Consider the following 25,156-nt stretch of genomic DNA (forward strand, 5'->3'; position numbering starts at 1 on the left):
CGCGCCGGGATCATGCGATGACGTGCTTGGTCAGCAGGCGAAGCGCCACGTTCACCAGCGCGACGATCCCCATGATCGCGGTCACCACCATATCCTGGTCGATGTCGCTCGGCAGGGTCTTGGTTGCGCCCAGCAGGGCGAACAGCATCGCCACCAGATTGACCCAGAGCGTCCGGCTCTGCCACCAGCTTTTTGTATCGGACATAGGAAACTCCTCAGCAAGGCGGTGCCGCCGACCGTCGGCACCACAAAAGAAGGCGACGGTCCCGGTCGGGCCGGAAAGGGAGCGGGGGCGGCGTGTGCGCAAGCCGCCGTTTAGGCGACGATGCCCCGCCTGTAGGTGGCGCCGTGCGAGGCGATCGTCATCGTGAGCGCCTGCCGCCGTGGCGGCCGTCGCGTCGTATGCGAAACATGGACCCACCCCGATCGCGGGTCGCCCGCGCGATGGGCTTCCAGAATAAGCTGATCGAAGGGCAGGTCGCTGGCCAGGATCCAGCGCGCCAGCTCGGCATTGCTGGGTCCACCCGGCAGCTCGATATCCGCCGCCTCGCCGCGCCGGTGCTGCGACGTGTCCTTCGATCCGATCGCGCGGTTCAGCGCCAGGCTGCGATAGCCCGAATTGATCCGTAACGGCCCGCCCAAGGCGGCCCGGATCGGTTCTAGAATTTTCAGGCACAGCGCGCGGGCCGCAGGCTCCACCTCGCTCGGCATCTGATTGGCGATATTCCGCGCCGCCGCCGTCGCGCTGCGCTCGAACTCGGCGCGGCTGATATGCGGGCTCAGCATCTCGGGCATGGCCTCTCCTATCGTCAAAGCGGCGGGGCGGCGGGAACCGGATTAGCGGCTATGCAGCGGCGCGCGCACCCAGGCCGGGGGGGTGATCAGGCAGGGCCGGCGAACAGCAATGTCACGCAGGATACCGCGCTCTCACCTTCGCAACCACGTCCGCCGCACGATCAGGCGCGACCTCGATCGCCAGCAATAAAGCGGCGAAATTACCCTGCACATTCTTGAGTTCGTGGCGCAGCGAGGACAGCTTCGCATCACACAGCGCCCGCTCGGCCAGAGAATTCTCCTCCAGCCGCTCGATCCGCGCCTGAAGCTTCTCCACCAGCCCCATCGCGACCTCATCGGTCTGCCGCCGCCGCCCCTTCCAATAATCCAGCACCGGCCGCAACCCGGCCCCAATACCTCCACCACCAATGGCCGCTCCACACAGCGGTGCCCAGATTTGGGAAATTTCGATATCGAGCATAAATACCGATCCGTGATATATTTTATAATAATGAATTTTATAATAATGAATTTAATAAAATTAATCAAAAATATATTCATAGATTATTATTATCGATCTCAACTATGAGATGCGTTTTATTGCCGCGGATGCGGAGGAGCTCCGTGATGTTCCAGCGGAATCAGTAATATCGTACTTAACCGTTATAATTTGGGACTCGTTAACGGACATGTTATTCCAAGCGATGCCAATCTGCGATCCAAGAGTGAAAAGACTGAACTTACCGCTTGGGTTATTTGTTATACTCACTCCAAGTTTGAAAGGCTCAACTCCGCCAGTAATTGACGTATAAAAGAAGTTAGGAAAGCCTGTCTGCCCGGATACACCAGACACATTCAAGGGCGTAGCGCCGTTCCAATAGAATGTTAGTTCAAGAGGGCCGCTGTCGGGGTCGGGAATAGTTCCTGATGCAGTCCCGGCTCCCGCCACCGCAATATTAATCCCGCTCACGATACACCTGCTCCACTGATCACCCATTCGTCTGTGCCAACCTTGAACAAGCTGGCCAGTCCCCGGGCAGCCAATGTGCGCGTGCCGGTGCTGCTTGCGCCCGCAAGGCGTAACGTCACACCGCTTGCGGCGGTGATGCTATTGCTGCTGCTGCTATTGTTATAGATCGCGATCACGTCGCCGACGCTGAAGGCGGCCGTTGCGTTGGTTGGGATCGTCAGGGTCGTGCCGGTCGACACGCCTTGTCCCACGTCGCTCAATGCAAGGGTATAAGCTGCCGTTTTTACGGAGAGCGGGACGTTGCGATAGCCAATGCCCCGTGCCACGCCGGCGGCGTCGAGCACTGTCGATCCGTTACCCATGCCGGTGATCGCGCCGCTCGCGGCACCGCCGGACTTCAGCAGCGGACCCGTCGTGCCCGCCAGCCAGCCGGCAAATTGTGCCATCACGGTGCGGATGGCGTCATTGATGCCGCCAGCCGGGCACCCCTCGGCGATGTTAATGCCGGCTATATCGCTGTTGTTGCCGGGCACAGGGTCCCAATCGGAGATGGCATTTCTGGCCATAAGAACCTCTCTTATTTAGCTAATCGTGAGATCTGCCGGCGCGATCGGTGTTCGCGACGGCGAAGGCGGGTGGTGCGCGGCTGCGCCGCCGAGCGGAGTTCTGCGTCTGGAGAGTCTTCAGACGGGCGGAATCGTCTTCCCCGACGAACCGAACTTCACGCCCAGCCCCTTTAATCCGCCCATAACGCTGCCAGCGCCGCTCAAGGCACTGCCAAGGCCACTCAGGCTGCTCAGGAAATTGGTCAGCCCGCCGGACGTGGTGGTTTCGGTCGAATTGCTGTTGCCATATTTGGACGTCAGGCCGTTCACCAGATCGGCATAATTGTTCACGCCGGTATACGGAATGGACGCTGCCGACGACAAAGCCTGCAGCGCCGGGCTGACGCCGGCATATTGCGCTTCGGCCAGGCCGCCCGTCAGCCCCAGCGCCTGCAGGATGGAGGACACGCTGCCGTTGGCCGCGCCCAAGGCGGTCGTGTTGTTTGCCGTATACTGATTGCCCAGCGCCTGCGCGGCATCGATTTGCTGGCCCTGCTGGGTCAGATACTGATTGCCGAGCGTCGTCGCCGCATTCAGCCCCAGCGTCTGTCCGGCCATATATTGCGAGCCCAGCCCCTGCGCTGCCGCCAGCTGCAATTGCCCTGCTGCATTATGCTGGTTGCCCAGGTCGTTTGCCGCCGCCAGCGCGCGATCCTGATTGGCGTTGTAATTCGATGCGACCAGCCCGTTGGCGGCATCCATTCGGTTGCGCTCGCCACCCCAGACGGCGTCCGATTGCGCGCCGATCGCGCCCATGCGGGAGAGCTCGTCATTATAGGCGCCATAGCGCAGCTTGGTCTCGCTATCCGCCAGATTGCGGCTGAGCAGGTCGGCGTAGGGCGTCGACATTCCGGCGCCCATTCCGGCCGCGCCAAAGCGCTGGTTCACGGCCTTGGTGGCGGAATCATTCGCCTGGCGCACCATCGCGTCCAGATGGGGATTGCCGTTCAGATATTTGCCCGACAGCGTGTCCTTGTAGAAATCGGCCGACGGCTGGCCATTGAGATATTTGCCGCCGGCCACCGCCATGGCCTGGGCATCGGCGGGGTTGGTGCCCGGCACCATCATGCCCTGCAACGCGGCCAGTGCCGGGTTGGTGCTACCGCCGCGCGCGAGCTGGCCGAGAATGTCGAGCGAAGGATCCGTGCCCCCATTGGCATAGCGGTTCAGCGCCGCGGCCGCCGGGTTGGTCGTGCCCCCGGCATAGTGCGCGAGCAGCCCGGTGCTGGGGTCGGCCGCGCCCGCCTGTTGCAGCCGGTCAAACGTGGCCGCGCTCGCGCCATTGCCGTTAAAGATGTTTGCGGCTGCCTGTTGTGCGCCGCTGACGAACCCGCCCGGATTATTGATCGTGCCGGCCAGATTGTTGAATAGGCCATAGGCGTTCTGGCTCATCTGGCCCAGATTGGCCTGATTGGCGTCCAGCACCCCCTGCGCGCTCTTCAGCCCCTGGTTGATATAGGGCGCATATTGGTCGAGCGGCGTCGTGCTGCTGGTGGTCGTCTTCTTGGTCTTGCTGGAAGATATGCCCATCGGCCAGATCCTTGTTGAGTGAGGGGATGCCCGGACATGCCGGGACCAAAGCGGAGCGATGTGCAGTGGTGAGGCGGATCCAGGCCAGCGTCGCATGGCGTGCGTGCCCATGATCCGAACCGTGCTTGGCGACCGGTGGCTGGGCGGCTCAGCGCCCACCCGTCATGCCAGCGCAGGCTGGCATCCACGAACCGCGCCAAGCGCTGTTTCGCCGGGTTGGCCAGCGGCCAATCTTCAGGTTCACCCAAGCCGTGCGATTACGCGCCAATCGCACTTGCGAAGACGGCGCGCGTGCCCGATCAACAGCTTAACGCGGGCCAGGCCAAGCCGGCGCCGCGCCTGCCGCGCTGAGCCAAGGCGATCCACCGATAGTCATTCCTGTAATTCCTTGCGGATTGCCAGTTGGTGCGCGGCAAAGCCGCTCGGCTTGAGCACGCGCGCCCATCCCGCGCGGCTTTCGATCACGATGCCGATCGCGCCGATCGCACGGCCCCAGCGTTCGAGCTGCGGGATGATCAGGTCGCGCACCTCGTCCACATCGCCCGCCGCGATCAGCCCATGAACGTCGCAGGCGCCGGTCGGATAGGTCCGGATCTCGGTCACCGCCGCCGCATTCGGGCTGCTCCAATATTGCGCCTGGCCGGACGCGAGCTGCGCATCCAGCCACTCGGGTCGATACAGCCTTGTGTCCATCGCTGCCGCAAAGGCCGGGCGCCACCGCCGATACGGGCTTTTGTCGCATCCCATGACGGCGCTCCCGGCTTTAGAAATGGGCGAATGCTATGGCCCGCATGACTCCGCATCGTCGAGCTGCGTGCCGCGTAGGAATGTCCGCAGATCGTTCAGCTCCTGCACCAAGCGATTGCGGAAGGTCGTCAGATATATCTGGTAGATCATGCAAGGCTTGCCGGCCTCCTCACCCCAGGACGCGCCACGGGTACCGGTCAGCAAGGTCAGCGTCACCATCACCTGATCATGTTGGTCATGCACGATACAGCTCCGCCAGGAACGCACGCTGCCTTTATATTCGTTCCGTAACGCTTGTCCTTGGGGAAAGGTCGTGCAGCGCTCTGGTGCCGCTTCCGATGCGTTGCTGAAAAATACAGCATTATAATCAGCCCAAATACTCAGAGTTCCTGGCCTGTTTCCTGTATAATCCTTCGTGCAAGGCATTTTGGCGTCGAGATTGAATGCAAATCCGTGAGCGTGATCCATCATCTTCATTGTACAAACATGACGGCCCGGCGGGGCTTCGATTCGCACGCCATATTCGTCGTTTTGATATGTCTTTGCCTCAACTGAAGCAGGGAAACATAAGACGATCGTTGATACGGCCACCGTCTTCTGCAAAATTTTCCGCCACATGTTCTGCATAAACACCCCCCGCCCGCCAGAAGTTGGCCCAAGGTAGGATCATAACAGGAACATTCGGCTATTCAATAACGGCAATCCCTCTTAACAACCGGATTTCAGCCAAATAGGCAGGCGCTTCCGGACGGACTGTATCATCTGGGGGACTACGACCGGCCATCTTGGGTCGCCGCTGGGCCGTTTCAAAGAATTATAGCGGCCACGCTGGTCGACAGCGCCTTTGACTTTGCGATTATCCTGAAGCAGATTTTTCACAAAGGTCGGCACATCGTCCTTCACCCCTCGCACACGTGGGCCCCACTCCTCGCCCCAATGCCGCCATCCGGACTCGATCGACTTATATCTGACGCCGCTCGTGCCGCCGCCGCCGGGTGTTGCACCCACCATATTATTCTGTTCGCGAGCCATGCGACTGCGCGCCCAATCTGACTCCATGGCGGACACTCCTAAAGGCAAATTTACGTCAACCCCATATGTGTTCGCAGTTTGGAGTGCCGGTGGGTAGTTGAGGGCGAAGAAATTCGCATAGTCTGGCCCCACACATTGCCGATTAGGATCTCGTCCCGCGAACAGGCCTGGCTTCTGCGAACCGGGTGTAATGCTATTTCGTTGCTGCGGTCCTGCCACTTTCTTTTCCTTTTCTGTTAAACCACTGTCCCACCGGCATCCCGCCACACGCCGCTCGCATGTCGCCAGATCGGTTTGCCCAGCGTCGTGTCATAATACATCTGGCCCACCACCGGCTTGGGCGGGCGGTTGGCACTCGGGCCGCTGCCCAGCATGCGCCGCGCGACCGCGTTGATGCTGTCGCGCGCCTTGCGGTTCCACTCCGCCTGGCCGCGTTCGCTGTCCTTGATCAGCAGGCTCATGGCCGTCCTCCCGCCACCGCTTCGACGTCATAGCCTTGGGCATAGGTCCATTGCGCGCCCGCCGGGATGGCCAGCTTGATTTGCGCGAGGCTCCAATTGTCGCGGCAGCGGTAAAAGCCGTTGGCTGTCGCCATGTCGTAACTGCGGTCTTGCGGCGTCGCCGCCAGGCTGTTCGATCCGCTGATAGTAACGGTCGCCGTCGCTGCATCCGTCAGTGGCCGGATCGTGCGGATCCGCGCCCGCGCCCCACCGGCAAATTCGCGCCGCCCGTCGACGAAGGTCGCCGCAATATTGGGGCCGGACAACAGGCCCAGCCGATGCGCGCCGTCGAACAGCAGCAGCGTCGGCGCCCCGCCGCGCAGCGCGAAGCTATCCAGCGACAGGCTGGTCGCGTCCAGCGATCCGTACACCGCGTCCAGATCCTCCAGACTGGACGACAGCGACAGTGCCGAGAACATCAGTTCATTGGCGATGGCGGCGGTCGTCCACCGGCCTTGCGCATAATTGTACAGGAACACGGTCGATGTTGGGTCGGCGGAGGGCAACGCCACGATGTACAGCGCCCGGCGCGGATCGACGACCGCGCTCATCGTTTCGAAATATGCGCGCTCGGCCAACGATTGAAACGTGCGGTCGATCTTCTCGTCGCCGATCGCCTGCACGCTCACGCCGTCGCACATCATGAAGCCGCGGTCGGACCAGAAGAAGCTCACCTTGCCCCAGCTCGCCAGCGATTTCGGCGCGATGCAGCCGGCGTCGGTGACGATCTCGTCAAACTGCCAGATCGTATCGTCGGCGGTATAGGTCATGCGCAGGATGCGGCGTTCCTGGAAGATCAGGCCATATTCGCCGCCGACCACGCCGGTAATGTCGCCACCCGACGGCATGTCATACAGCCCGGCCTCGGACGCGCCGCCTGCCGTCCAATTGGCCGGATTGCCATTGTCGGACCAGGCGATGCGCAACGCATTGCCCCCGGCATAGCCTGCGACCAGAAAGCCGCGCACCACCCCCAGATAGCGTGCCGTCGGCGGGCTACCGCCCAGATTGGCCATCGCGCCCGGCGATGCCGGATCGAACTTCTTGATCGGATCCGTGCCGTTGGCGGCAAGCATGAACGGGCCATAAGGGCAGAATTGCACGCCCACCGATCGCGTGCTCGTCATGCCCGCCGCGACGCTGACATAGCCGGACGTGGAATAGCTGTAGATGTTGGTCGACGTCGCGGCGAACAGATAGGATGCCGCCGCATTGCGATAGCCGGCGGCGCCGATACAGCGCGCGGGGAGGGTGCCGTTGCGCGATGCGACGAAGCTGCTGATCGGGGCATAGCCGTTCGCGATCGGCACCACGCCATCGGCAATCTCCAGGCTTTCGCTCAGATGCGCGGGTTGGTCCGGGCGATATTCGCCGAACAGGATCCGGGTCATGCGATCCTCCCTTGTGCGGCCATTGCTACGTCGCTGCTGCGGTCAGGGATCATCCGCCATTCTCCCCGGCGCGGGTGCCGGCGCGCGTGCTGATCGCCGATCCGTCGGTCACGCTCGCGCGCATCCGGATCGCGCCGACGGCGTAGCGCGCGCGCTTGCCGGCATCGTTCACCTCCGCGATCAGCGCGTCATACCATTCCTTCAGCATCGGCAGCCGGCTGTCGTTCCAGCCGCGGAATTCCGCCATCGCCAGGCTGGCCGCAATGTAGAGATCGGGATGTTTGGCCAGCAGCCAGTTGGTCGGGTTCTGATCCGACAGGGCCGGGATCGATTGTTTGTAGTTGATCGTGATCGCATAGGGCGCGTCCGGCGGCGGGCCGATCAGCAGCGACGATCCGCTCAGCGCATAGACGCGCGGCCGGCCCGCGCGATCGTCGGGAAAGGCCGCGCGCAACAGGACCGGCGATGTCGGCTCCAGTGCCGCGGCCGGGCTCGTCGCCAGGCGGCAATCGCGCATTGCCCAGAAATCCTCCGGCAGGTCGATCGTCCCGCTTGCGGCAGCCAACGTGGTCTTGGCCTCCATGTCGGGCGTGTCCAGCAGGCGCGTCAGCCGGCGTTCGGCCAGCGCGATACATTCGGCGGGGTTCACGTTGGCGGCGCTGTCGTCCAGCCAGGCGAGCAGGCACGCCTGCAGGTCCGCATAGGTGCGCGGTTCGGCCATAAGGCGTTCCTTCGTTGATGGTGTGGCGCGGCCCGGCATCGCGGGCGGCGGACGTCACAGGATGATGTGCTTCACCTTGCACCAGCGATAATCGCTGGAATTCAGCAGCTTCTTGACGGCATCCGCATGGGCCGGATTCCACGCATTCACGCCGAACTTGCTCAGCCATTCATACATGACGGATGTCGGAATGGAGGCGGCGTGCCACATATCGGCGCGCCGATCGAAGCCATCTTTCTGCAGCTCCCGGTTACGCGCGATGACGGCATGGTCGTCAATCTCGGTCCGTATCGTCACGCTGTCGGCCTCGTCGCCGGCCGCAATATATTTCCGCACGCCACGGTCCGGGTCGTGATCGATCAAATGCCAATCGGGCATGGCGGCTCCTCAAGTGGGGATAAGGCCAGCGGGCAGGGCGCAAAGGGCGACGCGCACGGCGCCGCCCTCCGCCGCCGATCAGGTCAGGTCGGCGACCACGCCCGACGCGGCTTCGTTCAGGCACTTCAGCGCCCATTCGACGCTCAGCATCTTGCGCGTCGAAAGCCCGGTCTTGGCCAGGTCCTGCACCGCCAGCGGGTCGAGCGTGCCGATCTCCCAATATTCGGGATCGACGATCAGCGCGTCGCGGGCGGAACAGAAGCGCGACGGCACGAACTGCACCTCGCCGAAATCGGACACATAGATGTCCGCACCCGCGACGATCGTCGCCTTTTTGGCGCCGGTCTCGCGCCGCTGCTGGGCCAGGCCGGGGAAGGCGGCGGCGGTCTGCTTCTGGCTGCCCGCCGTGATCACCATCTTCGGGTTGCCGCCCTTGGTCCAGATCGCCTGCAGCATCGTCTTCAGCAGCGCTTCGGTATAGGCGCGCTGCGTCCCGTTGGTCGCCGCCGCGACGATGCCGGTGCCGGCATTGAAGCCGCCGCTGGCGCCGTTCGTCCCGCGCGATGCGTTGCTCGTCAGCCAGGCCAGCGCGCCGGCAGTCTGACCCGCCACGCCCACCGTCGGCGCGACCGAGGCGTAATTGCCCGATGCCCGCATCTCCATGTCGGTGCGCAGTTCGCGGCCCGCCTTCATGATCTCGCGTGCCAGTTCGGATTTGCGGCCGGCCTTGTTGGTCGCTTCCACCGTGGACGACACGCCGACCACCTTGGTGCTGATCTGCGTATAGGCGCTCACCCGGGCCGTGTCGGTGCGCACGTCATTGGCCAGATCGTCGCCCTGGATGCGGGCATTGGCCGGGTTGGCGGCGGCCAGCCCGTCGGTCTGCCACTCGGTCTTGGTCGCGGAACATTTGCCCGTGCCGATCGCGTTCAGGAAGGGCGTATCGTCCGGAAAAAGTTCGGCGATTTTGTTGCTCAGATCCTCGCGCACGCCGACGCGATTGACGTTCTGGATCGTATTCGTGGGTACAGCCATGTTCGGATTGTCCTTGAAAGAAGGGGCGGCTCCCGGTCGGAAGCCGCGGGGTCAAAGGGTGATGCCCATGCTGTCGAGAACGGCGGCATAGGCGTCGCCGGATCGTTCGGCCTTGGCGCGCGCCCAGGCGGCGTCGCGGCCGCGGGCGGATTGTTCGGCCCGGGTCGGGGTCACCCCCGGTCGGGCCACGCGCGGGGCGGCACGGGCGGCGCGCACCGCCGCCGGCTTGCCCGATTGCAGCGCATCGTAACGGTCGGCCTTGGCCTTCCATTCCGCCGCTGCCTTCAGCGCCAATATGTCGGTCGCATTGGCCTGGCCCATCAGCTCCATCGAATAGCCGAGCGTTGCTCCAACCTGTTCCAGGTCGGTGAGCAAAGCTTGGCGCCGGGAAACGTCGGTCCAGTCGTCGCCCAGATGCGCCCCCAGCAACGCATGGTCCTGGGCCAGGGCATAATGCTGGTTGATCGCCTCGCGCTGGGCAGCTTCCGCCTGCACCTCCAGCGCCCGCTGGGTCAGCGCCTGATGGTCGGCCGCCTGGCTCTCGAACATCGCCTGCAGCTGGTAGAAAGCCTGCGGGTCTTCGGCCAGCAAGGCTGGGTCGGGGCGTTGGGGCGCGTAATAGCCGGCAATCTCTTCCAGCTGCGCCGCATAAGCGCGTTGCTGTTCGGCGACCGCGGCATTGGCTTCGATCAGCGCATGACGCTTCACCTCCGCCGCCTCGGTCGACACGGATTGCAGGGCGCGTTCGCGCTGGGCTTCCCGCGCGGCGACCTTGCTTTGCAGGTCGGGCGGCAGCTGCTCGAACAATTCCCTGGCTTCGCTGTCCCAGGAAATCGGCGGCGCGATGGCCGGATCGCCCGGTTCGGTCGCCTCTTCCTGATAGTCCTCGCCGGCTGGCGTGCCGGTCTCGTTGGGATGATCCTCGTCCGCCTGATCCTCCTCCATCCGGTCGAGGAATTCCGCGAACTCCTCGACACGCTCGTCGGCGGATGCCGGCGCGGGGGCCTCCGCAGTATGCAGTTCGGCCATGCGCATCTCCTGTTGGTTGCGATTGGGAAACGGGTAAAGGCTGTCGCCTCGGGTTCGGACGACGGAGGCGGCATTGCGCATCAGGGACAGGCAGGCGGCGCTCGTCGCAGCGTTGATGCTGGTGGTGGCCTTTGGTGTGCTGTTCCTGCTGCCGCCCGCCACCAATGATTCCGAAAAGGCGTTTCGCCTGGTCGTCGCGATTGCGGCCTTCCTGGCGGCGCTGCTGCGCTGGCGTCGCGCGATCCGGCCGATCGACGGCGATGGGGGTGCCGCGTGAAGCGTTTCGACGGGCGGTCGCTGACGCTCGGCATCACCTTGCTGATCGTCGGCGCAGGTCTGCTGCTGGCCGCGCCTAATCCTTTATTGCGCTATGCGGGCGGGATCACCGCCTTCGCGATCGGTCTGGGCGTGATCCGGCGCGGCCTGCGCCTTGACTGACCATTCTTCGCTCAGGCGCCCCTAGAGCGTGATGACTTCGGTAGGACCCGTTCGTCTCGAGTAGCGGTCGAGCTTGTCGAGAGCGCGTATCGAGAGATACCCACCAATGCCTCGATACGCGCCCTCGATACGCCCTGCGGGCAACTCGGTCGCTACTCGGCACGAACGGATCAGCGTAAAGTCATCATACTCTAGCGCGCCGGGCGTGGCCCGCCGGCATTGCCCAATTCTTCCGCGGCGATCCGTTGCAGCGCGACCGCCACCTGCGGCTGCAGCCCCAGATCCTCGGCCGCGCGCTCGCGTATCCCCAATGTCCGTGGGTCGACCCCGGTCACCCGGCCGAAGACCACCAGCGCCGCCAGATAATAGCCCGCCGCGCTCGCGTGATAATGGTCCCACGTCCACAGATTGATCTTGTTGAACGCAATCCCGTCATACGGGTTGGGGTCGGCCACCCCCTGGCTCATCGCCCGCAGCCACGCTTCCCCAACCGGCACCGTGCCGGCGAACAGGTCGCGGCTATTGCCGATCGCCAGCGCATTGCCGCGCGCGATATCGTCGGTCATCGCCCGGATCGATTTGCCGCGATACGGCGCGCCCGCCGGATAGGTCAGATCGGCCCGCGACCAGGTCGTCTCCAATAGCACCCGCACCCGCGGATTGGATGCCTTGAAGAGCATTGCCAGCCGTTCCGCGTCGCGGACATGCGCGCTCGCATCGCCCGGCCGCAGCTTGTCCAGCGTGCTGTAATCCTGCAGCACCACCACGTCCCACACGCCCGTCAACTGCGCGCGCTTGTTGGCCAGATGATAGGCGAAATCCTGCCCGCTCGCCGTTTCCAGGCTCACGTCCCAATTCTGCCCGGCCTGTTCGGCAAAGCGCTTGAACAGCGCCGGCACGCCGCCAATCCCCTCGCGGTTCAGGTCGCGCACCAGATCGGGGCGATAGGCCCGCACCGGCGATCCCGCACCAAAGGTGAAGCTGTTGCCGACGAACAGGATCCGTTCGGCCATCGCCGGCGCGGCGATCAGCCACGCCGCCGCCGCGACCATGGTCATCAGTCTGCGTAACAGTGTCGGGCGGAACGATTTCAGCATGGCGCTCCTCTATCCGTTTCGCGCGCACGGGCAATGGCGTCGCTGCGCCGCGTCTTGATACTGCCGTGATAAAAGCTCAGCGATACCGCTCCCGGCCCGCCTCGCGCGCTATCGCGCCGATCGTTCGTTCCGTCAGATACACGCTGGCTTCCGCCACCAGGCCGACGATCAGGCCCGCCGCCACATCGCTGGGATAATGCGAACCGCGCGGAATCTGGATCGCGCCGGTTGCAGCCGCCGCGGCATAAGCCCGCGCCTTATGCTCCGGATATGCGCGGGCATAGGCACGCGCCACCGCCACCGCGCCGGCCGTATGGCCGGACGGGAAACTGTTGAGCGCGCTGTCACGGTTGCTGCCTTTCTCCGCTTTATAGCGTCCACCGCTGGCGCGAACATGCGGCCGGGTGCGATCGATCCGGTGCTTGACCATGGTCTTCAGCTGCGTCGCCAGCAATTCCGCTGCCAGCATCCGTCCGCCTGCCCGCGCCAGTCGGCTCTTGCCCAGGATCAGGCCGATCGCCAACGTCGCCGCGCAAATCGTGATCAGCGGCGGCTGATCTGCCAACTCGCTCACCTGTCCCGCCGCGCGTACGATCCAATGGTCCTGCCCGGGCGCAACCGCATCCCCTACGGCGATGTCCGCCTTCTCGGCTTTCGTTTGTTTTCTCATGGCTGTTCAATGCGCAGACGCACCTTGCGGGTCCGCCTCCCCTACCCGTTCGTCCTGAGCGAAGTCGAAGGACGCTGCCGTGCGGTTCTTAAAGAAACCGCCGTCGCGCCTCGGGCAACCGCGCAATCCGATCGGCATGGTCCTGCGCCGCCTGCTCCAGCTTCCCCGCCGTCACGATATGCGTCACATGCGCATCGATCTGGTCGACGATCTTGGCCGCCATCCCCAGCTTCAGCAACGCCGCCGTATCGTTCGGCATCAGGTCCGCCGCCCGGTCGAAATAAGCGCGGCGCAGCGTGCCGAGCACGTCGCGCAGGCCGCCATCCTCCTCGTAAAAAGCCTGCCAGCGCGCGGCGCGGTGGATCGCATCCTCGGTCATTGGTCCAGCGCTCCGCCATTCCGCATCGGCGTGATGCACGCCTCCGTATTACCGCGACGCTCGCGGCTCCGTCGCCGCGGCATCGCCTGCTCCGCCTGAAAGCGCCGCTCGGCCAGGCTGAACTCAAGCTCCATCCGCTCGCGCGCCAGCGCCGCTTCCGCCGCCGCTTTCTCGCGCTCCAGCTGCAGCTTCAGCGCATTCTCCTCGCGCAGCGCATCCAGCTTCGCCTGGCCCTGCTGGCGCTCCAGCATCAAATCGGCTTCGGCCTTCTGCCGGTCCAGCATCAGCCGCTGGCGTTGCGCCTCGGCCTCCGCCTGCGTCTTCACCATCGCCGCATCCGGCGCCGGCGGGGCAGGGGCCTGTCCCTGAGCGGCCGGATCCTGGAAATAATCGGTCGGCACGCCCAGCCCGGCATCGCGCACCATCGCCGACAGATTCTTGAAGATATTGCGCGGGGTCGCCAGTCCGACCGGCAGTGCTTCCTTCTGCATGTCCAGCATCTGCGCGCGATATTGCAGCCGCTGGTCCTTGCGGCCCGAACCCAGGCCCACGCGCGCGCTGGCGGACAAGCCCGCCGGCCACCGCGCCGGATCCACCGTGCGCGCCTGGCCGTCCACCCGGATCGGGAAGGGTTTGCCCACCGCCACCATCAGCCGCAATTTCTTGGCGAACAGCCGCGCCAAAGCCTCGGCGAAATTTCGCGCGACATATTCCTCCATCTGCTGCCCCTGCGCCTGCATCAGCGCGGTGCCGGTCGCGGTCTTGTTGAGCGCGTCCGCATCCAGCCCCTGGTTCAGCCGGGTGATGCCCGTACGGCTCTCCCGCTCGCCGGTAATATATTCCAGCATCGTCATGCCCTTGGCCATGTCGAACGGCTCATACAAAGGCTCGGGCTTGTTCGGCCCGCGCCCGCGCACCAGCCCGCCCGGCCGCACCATCAGCAGATCGTCGATCGTATCCTCGGTCACGCATTCTTGCGGCACGTACATGCGCGGATTGTTGGTGAGATACAGGCCGTTCAATTGCTGGCGCAGGATCACCGATTTGATCCGCTGCAGGTCCATCACCTTGTCCGCCAGGCTGTGCCCCACCATCCGGTGCGCGCGCGGAAACGGGCACCATACCACGAACGGATTTTCGTCCACTTCCTCCACGTCCAGGATCACGTCGTCGACGCGGAAGATCTTCACCAGTTCGTCCACGCCGTCGCCGTCCAGGTCGACGCGCTTATATTCCTCGCGCAGCCAAACCTTGCGCGTGCCGGTCGGCGTGATCTGCGTCTCGTCCAGCCAGCGCGCATTGCTGCGCATGTCCAGCCACGTCGCGCGGTCGTCCGCCGGCAAACTCTCCACCACGTCGCGGTCAAAGCCCATCGCGATCAGGTCGCTGATGCTCTTGGACGATCGGTGGCACAGATAATCGCTGTCATCCTCGTGCCGCGTGCGGCTGGCGAACAGGAATTCTTCGGACGGGATCGGATAGTCGACGAAGCGCACCTCGTGCGTCCGCTCGATCGCCTCGATCGTGAAGCTGCCGTCGCCATGATCGGTCGCCGCGGCGATCTCCGCCCCGCCGGCATGCAGCGCCGCCAGCTGGTCCTCGCCCATCACGCCGCGCCGCTTGGTCACCGTCTCGTGCGTCTCGGCGCACGTCTTGGCGATGCCGATCTTCTCGATCAGGCCGGATTGGATCCAGTCATGGATCACGCGATAGCCGTCCTGCCCCTTCATGAAGCTGTACGTCACCGCCGCCGTTGCCTCTTCGGCCGCCGCCTCGCCCTCGGCCTGCGCGCTCTCGAACTCCACCACGCGGTCGCCCGCCACGATCGTGCGCGACGTGCTGATCGTCATATAATCGACCACCTCGGCCACGTCGGGCGTCACCACCTGGCTCAGCCCTTCTTCCTCGTCGCCGAACGGCCGCGCCTCATAATAATCGATCGCCACCGCCTGCTCGTCCGCCAGCGTGCTGTCGCGGAAGGACAAAGCCAGCCGCTCATCCTCCGCCAGCATCGCCGCCAATTCGGTATGCGTCATCGCCGCGTCCAAAGCCGCCATAAGCTATCCTTTCAGAAATTCCGTCGCCCCGGCGAAGGCCGGGGCCGCATCAGGCGGCGCGCGGCGCCCTTGCAAACCGTGACTCAAGCCTGGATCCATTCGACGGCTAGGCGCTGTCTTGCCAATCAAAGTCCGCCGCCGCTTGCGTTCGCAAGGCATCGCGGCAACCATCGGTCGCGACGTTCACGAACGGAGCCTCGTCCCAATGACCGAAGAAAAAGTAAAAGGCCCCGCCTCCTATTTCCCCTCGATCGAGAAGAAATATGGCCGCTCCATCGCCGAATGGCAGGATATCATCCGCGCCCACCTGCCCGCCAAACATATGGACTTGGTCGCGATGCTAAAGACCGATCACGCCATGGGCCACGGCCATGCCAACGCGCTCGTCGCCCACACGCTGGCTGGCGAAAAGACGACCTAGCCCGTCTTGCCGGTCAGCTGCTAACCACGTGCCACGATTATCCTCGCCACACTTCCCGTTCACCCTTGCGAAGGCCGGGGTCCATCCGGCGGCTTGGCCTGTGCGGTCTCAGAAGCTCAGCCCGCACTGTCGAAGCGTCCCGCCGATGGGTTGACTAGCGACGTATTCGATCAACGGCTGCCGTTGCCCTCGCCAACGATCGGATGCATCTTGTCTCGATGTTCAAGGTCAATAGGAACCATGTGGCGAATGCCATTGGCGGATTTCTAGTCGGCTATGGCTTCGTCGCGTTTGCATGTTTTTTTATCTTGATGGAATATTGGGCACATTTCGCCCCGCGAAGCCCTGACGTTGTGCACGGCTTGATCTTTCCGCACAACGAGCATGGTTCCATCAGCTATTTCTCAGGATTTCAAAAGACGAGTTGCGACGTCCTGGGGGCAACTTCGATCCCACTATGCTTCCTCGGCGGTTTAATTTCGCCGAAGCGCAATTTGGTTATACGCCGTGTGGGGTTCCTCCCCGTTGCCGGTAGATGGGATCAAGATGATCCTAGAGGGGTATTCGCTAGGGCAATTACATTTGGCTCATGTTTTGCGCCGCTGATAATCTTCGTTTTTGGCCATGTTTTAATAACGTGGCTTAACGGAATTGGGTTTGTCAGCGGCTCCTAATATGGCGGCTATCGCAACTGTGCTTCTGCGCAGACGGATCGCAACAATAGCAAACGTTAACGCTGCATTGTTCTGCCTGCTCCTCACAAAATTCCCTTGTTCGAATAGCTAATCCGCCGCTTCGCCACCGGCGCCTCATACGCACGCACATCCACCCGGCGAGCAAGCCGGCGCGCCAAGATCATAACAAGAACATTCTTTGTGCCAACGATAAAGATCGCGGCACCATCTGTCCTACACACCGTCATCCCGGCGCAGGCTGGGATCCATTCTGCGGCTAGGCGCCGAACGCCAGAAAGGGCTACGTCACAGGCCATCCATCCACGTCACCCTTGCCAGGACGCCCTCATGAATCGCGATCTCGCAACGCTGGCCGGTGATCCAAAACTGGCGCAGGACGCGTCGGCCTATTTCCACACGCTCGGCACATGGCTAGACGCCGGCCCCGAACTCGGCCTCCTCAACGAAGCCGCCGCCATCGCCCTGACCCGGGAATTCCGCAGCTTTCACCCCGTCGTCCAGGGTCTGCACGGCATCCTTCTCGACGATCCCGACACCAGCAACCACCATGTCCTTCTCGGCCACGAAGCCGTCAGCGGCGCGATCTTTTACCTCGCGCACGATGGCGACAGCCGGATCGTCTTCGACGGCCTCGATTCCTTCCTCGCCGCCGCCCGCGAGGCGGCCGCATCCGGGACCGCGATCGAGGATCAGCACCCCGATCACGCCTGTATCCTCCGCGATCAACCTGCCTTGGAAAGCCTGATCGCGTCGCTCCGGCCGACGCCGCACTATGAAGACACAGCCCCGGTCCTGATCGCCTCGCTCGATCTCACCGACGTCGAATTCCTGTCAGCGCTGGTGCGCGATCCCGATGTCTACGTCGCCGAAGCCGTCCTGCGCGCCATCGCAGCGCGCCCCTCCGCTACCCTGCTGCCGATCGTCGATGCCGGCGCACGCCATGATCACGTCATGGTCCGTAACGCCGCGGACGCCGCGCGCTGTCGCATCGCGGCATGCGGCGATGCGGGGATCAGCCGGGAAGACTGATCCGCCCACGGCGTCATTGCGGCGGCGTCTCTGGCGGATCGTCCGCTATCCTGCCGTACCGCACCCGCCGATATACCGCCCCGATCGCCAGCACGACCGGCATCGTCACGAACAACAATATCCCGCAAAGCTCACCGGCCCACACCCACCGAAAGCGCCATTCGATAAACTCACGCGATCCCGCATCGTCGAAATAGGGATCGTAACTAATCACCCCGACGCTGCCCGCATAGCTGAGCGCAATCGCCACCAGCGCGGCCTTGAACACCCAGCGCTTTGTCACGACCGCCAGAAACAGCATCATCGCCGTCAGCACGGGCACTGCGAATATCATCACAATCGCAAGCTACTCCGCTCGACCTGGTGGGCCTGGGAGGGGGGGACGATCCAGGAGGCGGTGCCCGATACCCTAGTCGGTTTCAAGAAGCCGTTTATGCAGGCCTTCCCCAAGGCCGGCGATCAAGGCGAGCTTCTCGGCTAATCGGACAAAGAAAAGGCCTCTGCCGACAAGGCAGAGGCCTGATTTCCGTTTCCGGAAAGGGGGTTATGCGGCGAGAGGCAACTCAGCGCGCTTTGCGGCGGACGGGAACATCGAAGTACGACGAAGCCCATCAATTCCAACGATGGCGATGGCTTCATAGACGGCCTCGCTAATGGCCTCCCTCACCCTCGAATCGGTCGGATTCGTCATTTTTCGCAACTCCTTTATGCGACAAATGGTCATTAAACGTGTCTTTTCAATACTTTGTGACTGTCAGCCACGCTCCGTGTGTTTCGACTGCTTTGAAAACACCATGTTTGTCAAGCGAGCGGCCAAACGCACGAAAGTATGCCATGTCTCCCGGGCTACGCATATGAAACTTTATATGGTTTGCGGGGAGATCGGTATCAGACAGGTTAATAATGCCAAAAGTCAGTTCAATTAGGGTTTCTGCGTAGGCATCTTCCGGCAGCAATCCATAATCGAGCTTGGGCGAAACAACTATCTGCCGAACGCGAAGCACCTTCCCGGTAAAGCCGGGAATCATCACCCAGTGAAGCAAGGCAACCGCAAGAAAGTGGGAACCGTCGGATAATCCGACTGCCCAGTGCTCATTGCCCGTCGAAGCGGCGGCTTCGCCGATCACTTTCAAAGGTTCAGCGGCATACTCTTCCGGATTTTCTCCGACCACGTCGCATTGCGCAGCCCAGTCACCCCTAAAGTCCGCCCACGTACCATCAGCCTCGACGAGGCGCTTCATCTCAAACGTCATGCATCCCCCTGTTGTGAGAGCATGAATAATCTCATCACTCGGCCATTGCCAATAGTGGGTTCCAATCAGATTGGGTTATTAGCGAACTGGATGCAGGTATTTGCGCCCAGATTATCAAACAATCCCCCTATTCGAATAGCTAATCCGCCGCTTCGCCACCGGCGCCTCATAGGCCACGCACATCAGCCCGAAGGCGTCCGCGCCATGGCTCGACCAGTCATGCGCCGGCCCCAGGCCGATCCCCCGCACATCGTCCTTGCGTTCATGATACCAGCCCAGCGCATCGCGCCCGCCGCTGGTCGTCTCCGCGTCGAACCACACGCTCGGCATCAGCCGCCGCGCCGCCTCGATCCGCGCCGCCGCCGCGCCTTTGCCCTGGTTGGGCACCACCGTCACCTGATAGCCGGCCGCCCGCAGCGCGCTTTCGTAGGACACGTCATACACCTTGTCCTGCGTCGCCCCGTCATGCGGCAGCCAGAATTGCGCGCGCTCCGGCCCATATCCCTTGGCGCGCAGCCAGTTCAGGTGCGCCGCCAGCGGCTGCCCCACCGCCTCATAATAATCCCGCACGCGGATCTCGCGCCCCACGAACTGCGCCGGCCAGCACGAAAAGGCATCCGCCCGCGCGCCGGTGCCGCCAATGTCGCAGAACAGCCGCACCGTCAGCAGCGGGTCGAACGCCACCGCGCCGATCCGCCGCTCCGCCTTCGCCGCCGCCAGCGCCCGCGCCAGATAGGCGCCGGCCGACGCGCTTACATAGGCGCCTTCCCAGATATGGTCATATTGGTCGGGCTGGATGCGCAGGCAATCCTGCCGCTCCTGCTCCAGCTCGGCCGTGAACCACGGATTGTCGCGCCAGTTCGCCTGCACCACCGCCGCGCCCGTCGGCAGCTCCGCACCGCGCAGCATCACGTCCACCGCATCCGCCTTGCGCCGCGGGTTCCAGCTCCACCACATTTGTGCGCCGCTCGCGCGCATCGTCGGCCGCAACAGGTTGATGCTGTGCTGGGTCGCGCCCTGCGCTTCCTCCCACCAGCTGCGCTTGAAGCCTTCCAGCGATTTCACGCTGTCCGCCGTCGCATCCTGCATGCCCTGAAAGATGATCAGCCCGTCGCCCGGCGTGCGGATCGATTCGCGATACACTTTGAACCCGTCCCGCTCGCCCAGCAGCCCGAACGCGGCCAGCTTGGCCTCGATCAATGCCTTGGACGATTGCGCCAGGTCCTTCTGCGTCTCGCGAATGCACACGCTGCGCAGCCCTTCGCCGCCATTTTCGCCGGGATGCGCCATACTGTCCTCGATCAGCAGGCCGGCAAAGAAATGCGACTTGCCCGATCCGCGCCCGCCCCACGCCGCCTTATCGCGCGCGGGGGCGAGCAGGGGGTGGAACGCCTTAGCCGTCTTGATCGGGAGCTTGGACAATCTGTCGCTCGATAACGTGATAGGTCGGGCCGAAGGAGGCGTCATTATTGTCCTCCTCTTGCAGGATGGCGGTCACCAATTTCAGATACTCTACCGGCTTGTCCGCCCGCATTCGCGCGATCACCTCCGCGCCATGTGCGTCGAAATCGGTCACCAGATGCTTGGTCAGCGCCCGGCTCAGCTTGGTGCGTGGCGATAGCGGCAGCGCCCGCTTCTTCTGCGTCATCCTGTTCCCCCAATTGTTTAAGAGTGCGGCGCAGGGGCTGGAATGTGGTGGCGCACCGCGCCTGGTGACATCGTCACCCCGGCGCAGGCCGGGGTCCATGCCGCGGCTAGGCGGTCCGTCCGCGAAACACCGCCCGGATCGCCGCCGCCACCCGCTCGCCCTCGGCAATCCGCCGCTCCGCTTCCTCGGTCGTCCACGCCGGCTCCACGCACCGCGCGGTCAGCCGATGCAGGTCACGGCTCAGCGGCAGCAGCCGCCCGGCCGTATCGGAACGCCCATCCGCCATCGCCCCGCCCTTTCCCAAAACGCAGAAAGCCCGCCGGGTGGGCGGGCTTTCTGGCGCAGTCCTACTGCTCAAATATTGCAGTACATAACAAGAACAGATATGTCAAGCGGGAATCGGCAAATAGGCCGCCAGGGGGCTGGATCCATGTTGCGTAAAGCGCTGTTATGCTTGGCATTGTTCGCCGCAGCGGCATCTGCGAACGGCGCGGAGCCGCAGCCGCAGCCGCAGCCGCAGCCGCAGCCGCAGCCGCAGCCGCAGCCGGAGGTGCGGTTGCGGCAGGCACAAGCCATCGTCGCCCGCCACAGCGTACCGGATCGCTTTGCCTTCGATGGTACGCCTGCCGGGGTCATCGCCCTGCAGGCCCAATGGCGTGCGGCCCGGGATCTCGCGGCGAAATGGCTTAACCGGCCCGGCTCGGTCTCCCTCGATCGGCTGGCTGCGGACGCGAAGGCGCGCGCGGGGCTCGATCTCACGGCAATCCGCCTGGATGCCGATGCCGTGCTCGTCAGCGCCGGCAGCGGCCAGTTCGGAACCATATTTCTCCTCCGCCGTGGCCGCGACGGCCGCTTCGCGTCCGCCTTCGCGCTTGATGAGGATACCGCTTCCTTCACGCGATCGATGCCCGAACTCGCTGCCTGGCAACCGCAGCGGGCGGGGGATCGCTGCCGCATCGGCCTGACATCCGCCGTATGGCGCTGCGGCCCGATGGCCGTGGAACGGATGATTGCGCTGCCGCCAGAGGCGGGCGGCGCGCGCCGCTTCGCGATCTTCGGCGATTATGTGAAGCCGGAGGGCGGCACCGAAGACTATCAGCTTTCGATCTGGCGCTGGGACGGACGCACCGTCACCCCCCTGCTTGTCCGCACCTTTGCGCAGGTTTTGACGCAGGATTGGCGGCTCGAGCAGGATGCGCGTGGCTTTGCTTTCCGCGTCAAAGGCGATCTGAACCACTTCTTCGCCTGTGGCCAATGCGCCGGCCGCCAGCTCGTCTGGCGCTTCGATCTGCCACCCGCCGGTGCCGCACCACCCCGCATCCGTAGCCTGTCGCCTGATCTCGATCTGATCGATCGGCTTTTTACGCGGCTGCAGGCCAAACAATCCTCCGCCGATCTCGCTGCGCCGACAGTGGCCGCGCGCCTCTCTATCATCGACGTGACCATGCTCGATGCCTGGCGGGTAATCCCCGCCCAGGGCGGCGGCCGCACCCTGTGTGTCGATAGCAGCAGCTTCGATCAGCCCCTGCTGTTCCGCATTGTCACCCGCGCAGGAAAGCCGTGGGTTGCCGATCTGTGCTTCGCCGCACCCAATGCGTGCGCCGGCCCCGGTGCCCGATCGTAACGGTCGGTCCGTGTGCCACCGCCGCGATTGCGATCCGCCCCTGCGGTCGGCTGCTGCGCGCGCCGCAAGATGGACGTGCATTAGAACGCTGCCGTTCGGTGCACGCCGCGCCGCGGACCTTCAGAATTGATAGCCGATTCCCACATTCCACGTGACGCGCTTAGTCTGTGTGGCAAAGCTGCCCGCGGCCCGTGCGACGGCATGCTTGTCCCATCCAAATCATGCAACCGGTCGCCAATGATGTGCCGGTCGTCGTTCTTACGCAGTCCATCACCCCAACGTTCGTCGGCGGCAATTCAGCTCGATCAGCCGATGCGCGTCTCGGCACGACGGCCCAGTCCTCCGGCTACGCCAGATCGGACCTCTGCCATCGCCCCGCCCTTTCCCAAAACGCAGAAAGCCCGCCGGGTGAGCGGGCTTTCTGGCGCAGTCCTACTGCTCAAATATTGCGGTACATAACAAGAACGGATATGTCAATGGGAAACTGCTAATGGCTTAAGGCGGGTAAGCGTCCGTCTCCGGCGCGTTTCGCTTTCCAGCCCGCTGGCGAGGGGAGGGCTGACAGGAGTCTCCTTCTGCTCCAGAGGAGATGGATTGCAGACATCTGCTGCTGAAGTAGGACGCTGTTATGCATGACGATCCGTCAGTGATGGTGCGCCAGCTGCTCATCGAGGGACAGGGAGTGCCCGAGCGCAAGGTCACGCCTGGCGCTCGGATATTGCATGATCTCGGCGTTGATGGCGATGACGCTGGCGAGATATTCGCAGCGCTACACGCGCGATTTGGTACAGATTTCACAGAACTATATCGCCAGTGGCGCCTGTTCTTCACCACGGAAGGTGCGCGCCCGCGCGCGATCTTGATAGCTATTCCTGCCATCCTCGTCGGTGGTGGTGCAGCGGGCGCATTGGCGGCCATATGGCATTGGCCCTCGATTGTCGCGTGGGCATTGGCGGTAGCCCTGTTCGGAGGGGGCGGATGGCTATTCGCGCGATGCTTTGGTCGAGACCTGCAGCCCCTTACGGTTGCCGGGCTTACAGAAATTGTTCAAGCAGGTCGTTGGCCGTCTGATCCCGCCGATGTCAGGTAATCGGCGCCTCCATCTGCCAACGGCCTAGGGCGGACGCTTCTTCAGGCCGCTCCGCCTGAACCGGCCAAAGAACCTCCCTTGTGGCGGCGCGGATCGCCGCCAGACGTGTCGGCGCGAATGGGTTGGTTCTGGTGAGGCTACGCCTTCAAGTCGGATCACCGGCGTCCGATCCGACGGTTGGGCAAGGGCCGAAGCTCTATGTCGGCCTTTTGGCCCCGCAAACCGCGCCTGCCCGGATTGCGCTCCATTCGTTCATATGCGGAGTGATGTATCCGCCGCGATATTCCTTGCCGTTTTGGCAGCTGATTGCCAGCTCCCCCTCGAACCGCGCAATCCCAACGAACGCGCCCGGAAGCCGGCTCAGCCGCTGCGACGTGCCTCCCTTTCCGACGACCGCTACGGACGCGATGTCGCCGCGCTTGTCGATCAGGATGATAGTTCCGAGCAGAGATCCGCCCCCGATTGTCAGCAGAAGCATGACAGCGCCGATCGCCAGCCACCGTGCTTTGCCGGGGAAGCCCACTGCCTCGCCCTCGCCCACTGGATCAGGCAGCCAGAGCGCGGCGCCAAGTCGGCAGCCTGTTCAGGTGAGAGTTCCGCACGGGCAATTTCAATGCCGCCATAAATTTCAATGCCGCCATAATAGGGAACGTGCCGCCATCAATATTGCACATTGCAGCACATAACAAGAACATATAAAGTAAGGGGCGCTCGATATTCTGTTGGGCGGGGGCTGATAAATGACGCGTATGTTGCTCCGGTGCTGCGTTCGGTCCGTTATATCCTGCCCGCACGCCCCTCAGGGTGCCAAAATGCGATATCGTCTCTTGGCATCGCTCGGCTTGGTCCTTGTGGGTGCGGCGCCGACACTATCGCACGCGGCAGGTGCCAGCGCCCTGGAACAGTTCCGCCGCGCGCATCTGGCGCTGGCGCCGCACGTAGCGTCTGATGGTATCGGCATCGACAACAGCCCGGCCGCGATCGATGCGTTGCGCGCGCAATGGGCGGCCGCCCGGGCCGTGGCGCTGGATGCGCTCAACCGGCGACCGGCGGGAACGCCTGCGGCACTCGCCAGATATGCGAAGCCGGCCGGTCTTGCGCTCGATGCCACGCCGCTCGATCGTGACACATTCCTCGTCAGTGCCGGTAGCGGCGCGTTCGCCACCGTGTTCCTGCTCCACCGCCCCGCGAATGGGTCATATCGGGCGGCGCTGGCCTTCGACAATCTCCCACCCGCCACCCTTCGCACACACTCGGCCCTCGCTGCCTGGAGTCCTGCGAGTATTGGCAGCAAATGCCAGTCCGGGCCTGGCGCGGAGGCATGGAGTCGGTGTGGCCCCCAGGGGCTGGTACGGGTGATCCCGCTCTCCAAGGAAACCACCGGGGCCCGGCGCTTCGCCGTGATCGGCGATTATGTCACCTCCGCCGGCGGGACCGAGGCCTATCAGCTGTCGATCTGGCGGTGGGACGGTCGCGCCGCCACGCCGCTGCTGGTGCGTACGATGACGCAATCGATCGAAGAGCCGCTGATCGTCCGCACCGACAAAAGCGGCTTCACGCTCCGCCGGCGGGACGAGTTCGAGGGCTTCGGATGCGGCGGCCCCTGCGTCGGTCGCCAAATGGAACTCCGTTTCGATATGCCGCCGGTCGGGGCTACCCCGCCGCGGGTCCGCAGCCTCGATCCGGACGTGGATCTTGTCGATCAGGTCTTCGCACGCCTTTCCGCCCACCAGCCGACCGCCGATCTCGCCGCACCGGCGGTCGTCGCCCACATCAAGGATCTGGACGTCGGCGGGGTCGGGCCTTGGCGCATGCTCGGCACGGGGCGAACGGGCCGCCGGCTCTGCCTCGACGCGATCGGCTTCGATCGCCCCCGCATCTTCCACATCGCCACCCGCGCCGGTCGCCCCTGGATTGCGCAGGTCACCGTCGCACAGCCCCATGCCTGCGATGGCCGTGGATCGAAGCCGTAACGGTGTTGCCGGCATCTACGGCTAATTAAATGCGAAAAGCCCGCCGGGATAAGCGGGCCTCGTGGCGCAG

The 25,156-nt window shown here is 63.8% G+C and carries 30 protein-coding genes; 7 read left to right on the forward strand and 23 right to left on the reverse strand.

The features are described from left to right. Positions 1 to 10: 10 nt before the first annotated feature. The 14 genes from ACSBM8_RS00605 to ACSBM8_RS00670 form a co-directional block, all read right to left on the reverse strand. On the reverse strand, positions 11 to 205 hold the full coding sequence (locus ACSBM8_RS00605) for a hypothetical protein (RefSeq protein WP_442679739.1): 195 nt from the start codon (positions 203 to 205) through the stop codon (positions 11 to 13). Between the two features lie 110 nt (positions 206 to 315). Beyond that, complete coding sequence (locus tag ACSBM8_RS00610; protein ID WP_442679740.1) at positions 316 to 795, reverse strand: D-Ala-D-Ala carboxypeptidase family metallohydrolase; 480 nt, start codon at positions 793 to 795, stop codon at positions 316 to 318. Positions 796 to 907: 112 nt separating this feature from the next. Further along, complete coding sequence (locus tag ACSBM8_RS00615) at positions 908 to 1,255, reverse strand: hypothetical protein (RefSeq protein ID WP_442679741.1); 348 nt, start codon at positions 1,253 to 1,255, stop codon at positions 908 to 910. A gap of 485 nt (positions 1,256 to 1,740) precedes the next feature. Next, a complete protein-coding gene (locus ACSBM8_RS00620) occupies positions 1,741 to 2,310 on the reverse strand; it encodes a hypothetical protein (RefSeq protein WP_442679742.1) in 570 nt (189 codons plus the stop codon). Positions 2,311 to 2,427: 117 nt separating this feature from the next. Then, the gene (locus tag ACSBM8_RS00625) at positions 2,428 to 3,879 is read right to left on the reverse strand and encodes a hypothetical protein (protein ID WP_442679743.1); all 1,452 of its coding nucleotides are present in this window, start codon (positions 3,877 to 3,879) and stop codon (positions 2,428 to 2,430) included. A 372-nt stretch (positions 3,880 to 4,251) separates the two neighbouring features. After that, the gene (locus tag ACSBM8_RS00630; RefSeq protein WP_442679744.1) at positions 4,252 to 4,572 is read right to left on the reverse strand and encodes a hypothetical protein; all 321 of its coding nucleotides are present in this window, start codon (positions 4,570 to 4,572) and stop codon (positions 4,252 to 4,254) included. Between the two features lie 87 nt (positions 4,573 to 4,659). After that, positions 4,660 to 5,253 (reverse strand): hypothetical protein, encoded by a 594-nt coding sequence (locus tag ACSBM8_RS00635; RefSeq protein ID WP_442679745.1) that lies wholly within the window; start codon positions 5,251 to 5,253, stop codon positions 4,660 to 4,662. Between the two features lie 81 nt (positions 5,254 to 5,334). Further along, the gene (locus tag ACSBM8_RS00640) at positions 5,335 to 5,925 is read right to left on the reverse strand and encodes a glucosaminidase domain-containing protein (protein ID WP_442679746.1); all 591 of its coding nucleotides are present in this window, start codon (positions 5,923 to 5,925) and stop codon (positions 5,335 to 5,337) included. Next, positions 5,895 to 6,119: a hypothetical protein gene (locus tag ACSBM8_RS00645; protein WP_420137726.1), complete on the reverse strand. Its 225-nt coding sequence runs from the start codon at positions 6,117 to 6,119 to the stop codon at positions 5,895 to 5,897. The genes ACSBM8_RS00640 and ACSBM8_RS00645 overlap by 31 nt, the downstream gene beginning before the upstream one ends. Next, positions 6,116 to 7,549, reverse strand: a complete 1,434-nt coding sequence (locus ACSBM8_RS00650; RefSeq protein WP_442679747.1) for a hypothetical protein — start codon at positions 7,547 to 7,549, stop codon at positions 6,116 to 6,118. Before ACSBM8_RS00650 ends, ACSBM8_RS00645 begins: the two co-directional genes overlap by 4 nt. 49 nt (positions 7,550 to 7,598) lie before the next feature. After that, positions 7,599 to 8,270: a phage adaptor protein gene (locus ACSBM8_RS00655; protein WP_442679748.1), complete on the reverse strand. Its 672-nt coding sequence runs from the start codon at positions 8,268 to 8,270 to the stop codon at positions 7,599 to 7,601. A 54-nt stretch (positions 8,271 to 8,324) separates the two neighbouring features. Further along, a complete protein-coding gene (locus ACSBM8_RS00660) occupies positions 8,325 to 8,648 on the reverse strand; it encodes a hypothetical protein (RefSeq protein WP_442679749.1) in 324 nt (107 codons plus the stop codon). Between the two features lie 78 nt (positions 8,649 to 8,726). Beyond that, positions 8,727 to 9,683, reverse strand: a complete 957-nt coding sequence (locus tag ACSBM8_RS00665; RefSeq protein WP_442679750.1) for a DUF5309 domain-containing protein — start codon at positions 9,681 to 9,683, stop codon at positions 8,727 to 8,729. A gap of 51 nt (positions 9,684 to 9,734) precedes the next feature. After that, positions 9,735 to 10,712, reverse strand: a complete 978-nt coding sequence (locus tag ACSBM8_RS00670) for a hypothetical protein (protein ID WP_442679751.1) — start codon at positions 10,710 to 10,712, stop codon at positions 9,735 to 9,737. A gap of 73 nt (positions 10,713 to 10,785) precedes the next feature. On the opposite strand from ACSBM8_RS00670, the gene ACSBM8_RS00675 reads away from it, so the two are divergent. After that, entirely contained in the window at positions 10,786 to 10,989 is a 204-nt protein-coding gene (locus ACSBM8_RS00675; RefSeq protein ID WP_442679752.1) for a hypothetical protein, read from the forward strand. Next, positions 10,986 to 11,150, forward strand: coding sequence for a hypothetical protein (locus tag ACSBM8_RS00680; protein WP_442679753.1), 165 nt, complete (start codon positions 10,986 to 10,988; stop codon positions 11,148 to 11,150). Before ACSBM8_RS00675 ends, ACSBM8_RS00680 begins: the two co-directional genes overlap by 4 nt. Before the next feature lie 191 nt (positions 11,151 to 11,341). Here the strand turns inward: ACSBM8_RS00680 and ACSBM8_RS00685 are convergent, their stop codons facing one another. The 4 genes from ACSBM8_RS00685 to ACSBM8_RS00700 all read right to left on the reverse strand — a co-directional run bounded on the left by ACSBM8_RS00685 (position 11,342) and on the right by ACSBM8_RS00700 (position 15,353). Further along, positions 11,342 to 12,208: a PEP-CTERM sorting domain-containing protein gene (locus ACSBM8_RS00685; RefSeq protein WP_442679754.1), complete on the reverse strand. Its 867-nt coding sequence runs from the start codon at positions 12,206 to 12,208 to the stop codon at positions 11,342 to 11,344. A 115-nt stretch (positions 12,209 to 12,323) separates the two neighbouring features. Beyond that, positions 12,324 to 12,917 (reverse strand): phosphatase PAP2 family protein, encoded by a 594-nt coding sequence (locus tag ACSBM8_RS00690; RefSeq protein ID WP_442679755.1) that lies wholly within the window; start codon positions 12,915 to 12,917, stop codon positions 12,324 to 12,326. 88 nt (positions 12,918 to 13,005) lie between these two features. Next, positions 13,006 to 13,296 carry a hypothetical protein gene (locus ACSBM8_RS00695; protein WP_442679756.1) on the reverse strand — a complete coding sequence of 97 codons (291 nt, stop codon included), beginning with the start codon at positions 13,294 to 13,296 and terminating at the stop codon, positions 13,006 to 13,008. Next, positions 13,293 to 15,353 (reverse strand): portal protein, encoded by a 2,061-nt coding sequence (locus tag ACSBM8_RS00700; protein WP_442679757.1) that lies wholly within the window; start codon positions 15,351 to 15,353, stop codon positions 13,293 to 13,295. The genes ACSBM8_RS00695 and ACSBM8_RS00700 overlap by 4 nt, the downstream gene beginning before the upstream one ends. 205 nt (positions 15,354 to 15,558) lie before the next feature. Between ACSBM8_RS00700 and ACSBM8_RS00705 the strand changes: the two genes are divergently transcribed. Next, a complete protein-coding gene (locus ACSBM8_RS00705; protein WP_442679758.1) occupies positions 15,559 to 15,774 on the forward strand; it encodes a DUF4287 domain-containing protein in 216 nt (71 codons plus the stop codon). 1,022 nt (positions 15,775 to 16,796) lie between these two features. After that, positions 16,797 to 17,498 (forward strand): hypothetical protein, encoded by a 702-nt coding sequence (locus ACSBM8_RS00710; protein ID WP_442679759.1) that lies wholly within the window; start codon positions 16,797 to 16,799, stop codon positions 17,496 to 17,498. A 13-nt stretch (positions 17,499 to 17,511) separates the two neighbouring features. On the opposite strand, the gene ACSBM8_RS00715 is transcribed toward ACSBM8_RS00710, so the two are convergent. The 5 genes from ACSBM8_RS00715 to ACSBM8_RS00735 form a co-directional block, all read right to left on the reverse strand. Then, positions 17,512 to 17,835: a hypothetical protein gene (locus ACSBM8_RS00715; RefSeq protein WP_442679760.1), complete on the reverse strand. Its 324-nt coding sequence runs from the start codon at positions 17,833 to 17,835 to the stop codon at positions 17,512 to 17,514. A gap of 400 nt (positions 17,836 to 18,235) precedes the next feature. Then, positions 18,236 to 18,751 carry a hypothetical protein gene (locus ACSBM8_RS00720; protein ID WP_442679761.1) on the reverse strand — a complete coding sequence of 172 codons (516 nt, stop codon included), beginning with the start codon at positions 18,749 to 18,751 and terminating at the stop codon, positions 18,236 to 18,238. A 114-nt stretch (positions 18,752 to 18,865) separates the two neighbouring features. Beyond that, positions 18,866 to 20,173 carry a phage terminase large subunit gene (locus ACSBM8_RS00725; RefSeq protein WP_442679762.1) on the reverse strand — a complete coding sequence of 436 codons (1,308 nt, stop codon included), beginning with the start codon at positions 20,171 to 20,173 and terminating at the stop codon, positions 18,866 to 18,868. Continuing rightward, positions 20,145 to 20,399, reverse strand: a complete 255-nt coding sequence (locus ACSBM8_RS00730; protein ID WP_442679763.1) for a hypothetical protein — start codon at positions 20,397 to 20,399, stop codon at positions 20,145 to 20,147. Before ACSBM8_RS00730 ends, ACSBM8_RS00725 begins: the two co-directional genes overlap by 29 nt. Positions 20,400 to 20,505: 106 nt before the next feature. Then, positions 20,506 to 20,685 (reverse strand): hypothetical protein, encoded by a 180-nt coding sequence (locus ACSBM8_RS00735; RefSeq protein WP_442679764.1) that lies wholly within the window; start codon positions 20,683 to 20,685, stop codon positions 20,506 to 20,508. Positions 20,686 to 20,829: 144 nt separating this feature from the next. Here ACSBM8_RS00735 and ACSBM8_RS00740 point away from each other — a divergent pair, with 144 nt between their 5' ends. The 3 genes from ACSBM8_RS00740 to ACSBM8_RS00750 all read left to right on the forward strand — a co-directional run bounded on the left by ACSBM8_RS00740 (position 20,830) and on the right by ACSBM8_RS00750 (position 25,086). Continuing rightward, positions 20,830 to 22,023 carry a hypothetical protein gene (locus ACSBM8_RS00740; protein ID WP_442679765.1) on the forward strand — a complete coding sequence of 398 codons (1,194 nt, stop codon included), beginning with the start codon at positions 20,830 to 20,832 and terminating at the stop codon, positions 22,021 to 22,023. Between the two features lie 628 nt (positions 22,024 to 22,651). Continuing rightward, positions 22,652 to 23,113, forward strand: coding sequence for a hypothetical protein (locus tag ACSBM8_RS00745; protein WP_442679766.1), 462 nt, complete (start codon positions 22,652 to 22,654; stop codon positions 23,111 to 23,113). Between the two features lie 812 nt (positions 23,114 to 23,925). Next, positions 23,926 to 25,086, forward strand: a complete 1,161-nt coding sequence (locus tag ACSBM8_RS00750) for a hypothetical protein (RefSeq protein WP_442679767.1) — start codon at positions 23,926 to 23,928, stop codon at positions 25,084 to 25,086. The last annotated feature ends 70 nt before the right edge of the window (positions 25,087 to 25,156 follow it).

Source organism: Sphingomonas sp. ASY06-1R, from assembly GCF_052180265.1.
Lineage (GTDB): Bacteria > Pseudomonadota > Alphaproteobacteria > Sphingomonadales > Sphingomonadaceae > Sphingomonas_I.